At 62.2% G+C, this 5,000-nt stretch carries 3 protein-coding genes, 1 tRNA gene and 2 rRNA genes (1 of these 6 running past the window's edge); 5 read left to right on the top strand and 1 reads right to left on the bottom strand.

Going from position 1 to position 5,000, the window contains the following annotated elements:
- The 3 genes from ACFFGE_RS05680 to ACFFGE_RS05670 form a co-directional block, all read left to right on the top strand.
- Positions 1-674: ribosomal RNA gene (locus ACFFGE_RS05680) — 23S ribosomal RNA — on the top strand; it begins 2,107 nt to the left of the window's first position.
- A gap of 72 nt (positions 675-746) precedes the next feature.
- Positions 747-861, top strand: a 5S ribosomal RNA gene (gene rrf / locus ACFFGE_RS05675).
- Between the two features lie 75 nt (positions 862-936).
- Positions 937-1,013 (top strand) — tRNA-Met (locus ACFFGE_RS05670).
- Between the two features lie 484 nt (positions 1,014-1,497).
- On the opposite strand, the gene ACFFGE_RS05665 is transcribed toward ACFFGE_RS05670, so the two are convergent.
- Entirely contained in the window at positions 1,498-1,959 is a 462-nt protein-coding gene (locus ACFFGE_RS05665) for a MarR family winged helix-turn-helix transcriptional regulator (RefSeq protein ID WP_376835233.1), read from the bottom strand.
- Positions 1,960-2,207: 248 nt separating this feature from the next.
- On the opposite strand from ACFFGE_RS05665, the gene ACFFGE_RS05660 reads away from it, so the two are divergent.
- Both ACFFGE_RS05660 and ACFFGE_RS05655 read left to right on the top strand, forming a co-directional pair.
- Complete coding sequence (locus ACFFGE_RS05660; protein ID WP_376835231.1) at positions 2,208-3,650, top strand: hypothetical protein; 1,443 nt, start codon at positions 2,208-2,210, stop codon at positions 3,648-3,650.
- A 155-nt stretch (positions 3,651-3,805) separates the two neighbouring features.
- Positions 3,806-4,971, top strand: a protein-coding gene (locus ACFFGE_RS05655) for an IS3 family transposase (RefSeq protein WP_376835228.1) whose coding sequence is annotated in 2 segments (ribosomal slippage) — positions 3,806-4,064 and positions 4,064-4,971 — 1,167 coding nt in all. Because the reading frame shifts where the segments join, the coding sequence is not laid out codon by codon here.
- The last annotated feature ends 29 nt before the right edge of the window (positions 4,972-5,000 follow it).

The raw sequence follows: 5,000 nt of genomic DNA, 5'->3' as shown, positions 1-5,000 counted from the left end.
TCCGGTCCCGGGACATGGCGTGGTGGGTAGTTTGACTGGGGCGGTCGCCTCCCAAAGTGTAACGGAGGCGCGCGATGGTGAGCTCAGAGCGGTCGGAAATCGCTCGTCGAGTGCAATGGCATAAGCTCGCCTGACTGCGAGACTGACAAGTCGAGCAGAGACGAAAGTCGGCCATAGTGATCCGGTGGTCCCGTGTGGAAGGGCCATCGCTCAACGGATAAAAGGTACTCTAGGGATAACAGGCTGATCATGCCCAAGAGTCCATATCGACGGCATGGTTTGGCACCTCGATGTCGGCTCATCACATCCTGGGGCTGGAGCAGGTCCCAAGGGTATGGCTGTTCGCCATTTAAAGTGGTACGTGAGCTGGGTTCAGAACGTCGTGAGACAGTTTGGTCCCTATCTGCCGTGGGTGTTCGAAGCTTGAGAGGATCTGTCCCTAGTACGAGAGGACCGGGATGGACATACCTCTGGTGGACCTGTCGTGGCGCCAGCTGCGCAGCAGGGTAGCTAAGTATGGAATAGATAACCGCTGAAAGCATCTAAGCGGGAAACTAACCTCAAAACAAGGCTTCGCTGAGGATCGTGGAAGACTACCACGTTGATAGGCCAGGTGTGGAAGCGCGGTGACGCGTGGAGCTTACTGGTACTAATAATCCGATCGGCTTGATCGTTTCTCAGCAAAACTCATTCGGTTTTACGCCGCTCAAGGCGATGTCTTCTCACTGTTCTGTCTGATCGGTTGACCTGGTGACTATGTCGGAGGTTCCCCACCCGATCCCATTCCGAACTCGGTCGTTAAGCCCTCCAGAGCCGATGGTACTTCGTCTTAAGGCGCGGGAGAGTAGGTCGTCGCCGGGTCTACCGATCAGACAGCAGTCAGCTTGCCTCAACCGGCACGTCTCGAACATTTTCTTCCTTCACACCCCAGCTTGCCGCGGGATGGAGCAGCCCGGTAGCTCGTCAGGCTCATAACCTGAAGGTCGCAGGTTCAAATCCTGCTCCCGCACCCAACAACCCCTCACACTCGTGAGCCGCATTAGAAACCCCGCCCGAAACGGCGGGGTTTTTGGNCGCTACGATCGCTGTCCGACCGTCTTCCTGTCCGCCATAGCCCTCGCCGCCACCGTCCTGTTCTGGCTATGAGTCCTGAGCCTAGGTTGAGCCCGTCTACCGGCCCCCAAGCCGACGGCTGGTCTTGGCGCTCAACGTATAATTCCGTTCTCGCCACAACAGGCTTCAGGTCCAACATTCTCTGTCGGGGTCCAACCTTATGTGTCGTCCGACAGAAGTGGCGCCCCGCACCGGATAAACATAACGAATACGTCTCGCCTTTCGCACTACGATAGCGCCGCCTGGAGGCAGCGCATGCCGCACGTTCGCCGACGCGAGCACTACCAGGACCGTCCATCAACTCTTCCCATTGCATTAGGAGGCCAACCTAGTTCCGCCTCGGATTCATCAAAGCCGGGCGGTTCCTGGCGCGACTGCCCGATGTCAGTCTTGCTGCAACAGTCGGGCACGATCAAAGATTCGGCTGATATCCGGTAGGGCGCGTAGCAATGTTGTTACCTGCTCGTCTTCTACAGCGTGTGCCAGCCGCTCCACCAGGCGCCTAACGATAGTCTGGAAGAGGCTCAATCCGCGATCGGTCGGCATCAGCACCGTTGTGCGGCGCTCGCCGGCGGCTTTCCGAACCAAGCCCATTCCGGTCAACCGCATCACCAGAATCGACGCCGTTGGTTTGCGGACCCCCATGCCCTCCGCGAACGCAGCCAAACTGATGCCGGAGTCAGCAATGATCAGTTCGAGCGCACGCAGTTGCGGCGGCGTGATCCGCTCGCTCGGCGGCAGAGAGCGCAATTCGGTCAGTAAGAAGCGCGTGAATGCGGGCGACAGCGTCAGCAGTGTCGCTGCGACAACATAGGCTTGTTCTGATGGTTCTTTTGGTTGGGACATAACCCTTTCTTACTGCCCACGCTTGACGGATCAACACACGATGAGTATATTAGCTAAGCTAACGACAGCCTGGCGAGGTGGCTATGCGGTATGGTCTTGTCCTTAGTCTGATGGGGGTGGCCACCGTTGCTGCCGCTGCGGTTGGATCACGGAGCGCGGAGGGCGTTAGGGTCAGCCTGCCCGAAGCTATGACGCCGCCTTTGCCATCTCTGGTCCGGGCGCCGGCGCGCACCGCGTTCGAGTCACCTGTGTTTTCCTCCGCTTCGCCAGTAGCGACTGGCGGCTTCGATGATGAGCCGCCGCCGAACCCGTGGGCGGCGGATTCGCCTTGGCCGCAGTTTCATCGCAACAGCCATGCACAGAAAGCCAGCCCGTTCGCTGGACCTGAAGCTGGCGACGTCCTGCTAGCACAGACCATCCGCACTCCCGTGGGGACAGGCACGCCGACGCAAATGCACCTATCTGAACGGTATCCCGATGGCTCGCGCACCGCCTGGAGCACGACGCTCAACAGCATCGTCAAAGCGCGGATAGCAGGCGACCGCTTCGAGATTGCCGACGTTGTTCGGTTGCACCGGGGCCTGGGCCTGGTCAGCTATTGGAATATGCAGCTCGCGCGCAGCAACAAGGCGTTCGTGCCCAATCCGCGCGAACGCTCCATCATGCGCTTCGGAGACATGAATCCGAGAGATGCGATGTCGCCCATCGTGCGTGAGGCGGAGTTCGCCTTGCCCGCCTCGGTGCCGGGCAACCCGATTGTGCTCAACTTAAGCCATGACGGTTGGGTGATCTTCTTGACCGATGCCGGCTGGCTCGGTGCCGTGAAGCAAGACTTCTCGGATGCGCGCTACTTTGATCTGTCGGGCGAGATCGCCGACGACACCATCCACAATAGCTTTCCGCTGGACGAAAACGGCGTCGCCTACTTCGTATCCTTCGAGGCATTGACAGCGGTGCAGTGGGACGGCGATGGGTTTCGCGTCGTTTGGCGCGCGCCATACGACTTCCGTGGGTCCAACTGCCCAGCACCTAGTCGATCGAAGCTCCGCGAAGTGCTGCGCGTGTTCCGCGGGGAGCGATGCACCGGCTCGGGGACGACGCCCACGCTACTCACCGTTGGTGACGATCGGTTGGTTGCTGCGGTTGACGGCCACGACCGCAACAATCTTATCTACTTCTGGCGTGACGCAATCCCTGAGAGTTGGCCCGGCTTGCCAGGCCGAGACCGCCGTATTGCTGGTGTCGTGCCGTTACCTCTCGCCACCAGCGAAGGCGAAGGGTTCACAGTAGAGAACTCGCCAGCGGCTGCCTCCGGTCTGCTTGTCATCGCTCAGTTCGCAGGCTTTGAACCCGACTGCACGCCGCCGATGGGCGTGCAGGCGGTGCGCTGGAACAGCACTGCAAATAGTGGCGAGATAGCTTGGCAGCGGCCGGACGTCCACTTCAACGGCATCCCGACAATCAGCCGTGCGAGTGGCATGGTCTATGGGGTTGGGCTAAGCGGCGGGGGCGGATGCGATCATGTCTATCGTGGTCTTGATCTCACGACCGGAGCGACCCGCGTCGAAGGCGTTTTGGGCCGTGGGCGGGAGTATCTCGACCAAGGCAATACGCACGCTCTCAATGATGATGGTAGCCTGATCTACGGCTCTCCGATCGGCATGGTCCGCATCCGCGCAGCCCCGCGCTGACTCCCATGTTCGGCAACCATCTGATCGGCGAGGCAAGACTACATCACCTCCTTCAGAGCGTCGATGGTTTCGCTCGAATTCAGCTATGCACGCTGACCTGCCCCCTTCCTGATCCCTCGGTTTGAGTGAGAGTCCGTCACCCTGAGGAGACGGACGTGAAGAAGAGCAGGTTCAACGAGGCGCAGATCATCGGCGTGCTGCGGGAGCAGGAGGCCGGGAGCCCGACGGCGGAGGTTTGCCGGCGGCATGGGATCAGCGAGCAGACCTTCTACCGGTGGAAGGCGAAGTACAGCGGCATGAACGTGTCGGATGCCCAGAAGCTGAAGACGCTGGAGGACGAGAATCGGCGACTGAAGAGGCTCTTGGCGGAGTCCATGCTCGACGTGTCGGCGCTGAAGGACCTGCTGGGAAAGAACTGATCGGGCCTGCAGCGCGCCGGGAGGCCGTGCTTCGCCTGATGGCGGAGCGCGGCTTCTCGCAGAGGCGCGCCTGCGGGCTGGTCCAGGTCGATCCGAAGACAGTGCGCCGCGTGGCCCAGCCAGGCGATGCGGAGGTACGCGCCCGGCTGCGGGGCCTGGCGGCGGAGCGACGCCGCTTCGGCTACCGGCGGCTCGGCATCCTGCTCGAGCGTGAAGGCGTCAGCATGAACAAGAAGAAGCTCTTCCGGCTGCACCGCGAGGAGGGCTTGGCGGTGCGAAGGCGGCGCGGCCGCAAGCGCGCCACCGGCACGCGGGCGCCCATGGCGCTGCCGGACGGGCCGAACCAGCGCTGGAGCCTGGACTTCGTGGCCGACACGCTGAGCTGGGGCCGGCGCTTCCGGATCCTGTGCATCGTCGACGACTTCACCCGCGAGGCGCTGGCGCTGGTGGTCGACACCTCGATCGGCGGCCATCGCATGGCCCGCGAGCTGGACGCCCTGATCGCCCGGCGCGGCCGGCCGGCGACCATCGTTAGCGACAACGGGACCGAGATGACCAGCCGGGCCATGCTGGAATGGACCAACCGCACCGGCGTCGACTGGCATTACATCGCGCCCGGCAAGCCGCAGCAGAACGGCTTCGTCGAGAGCTTCAACGGCAAGCTGCGCGACGAGTGCCTGAACGAGGAGGTCTTCGCCAACCTCGCCGAGGCCCGGGCTGTCATCGAGCGCTGGCGGCTCGACTACAACCACGTCAGGCCGCACTCGGCGCACGGCGGACTGACCCCGGAAGCCGTGCGTCTGAACCCCGCGGCCGGCCGGCTGCGCAACTTGATCAGCTCCACCGCCCGGCCGCTACCGCCGGCGCTGGAGATCAGCTACCAACCCCCTGGGCTCTCATAATGATCGAGGGACCGGCGGGGGGCAGGTCA

Source organism: Brevundimonas balnearis (assembly GCF_042434805.1).
Taxonomy (GTDB): domain Bacteria; phylum Pseudomonadota; class Alphaproteobacteria; order Caulobacterales; family Caulobacteraceae; genus Brevundimonas; species Brevundimonas balnearis.
Note: the sequence above shows the minus strand (reverse complement) of the source record. Positions and strands in the feature narration are given on the sequence as shown.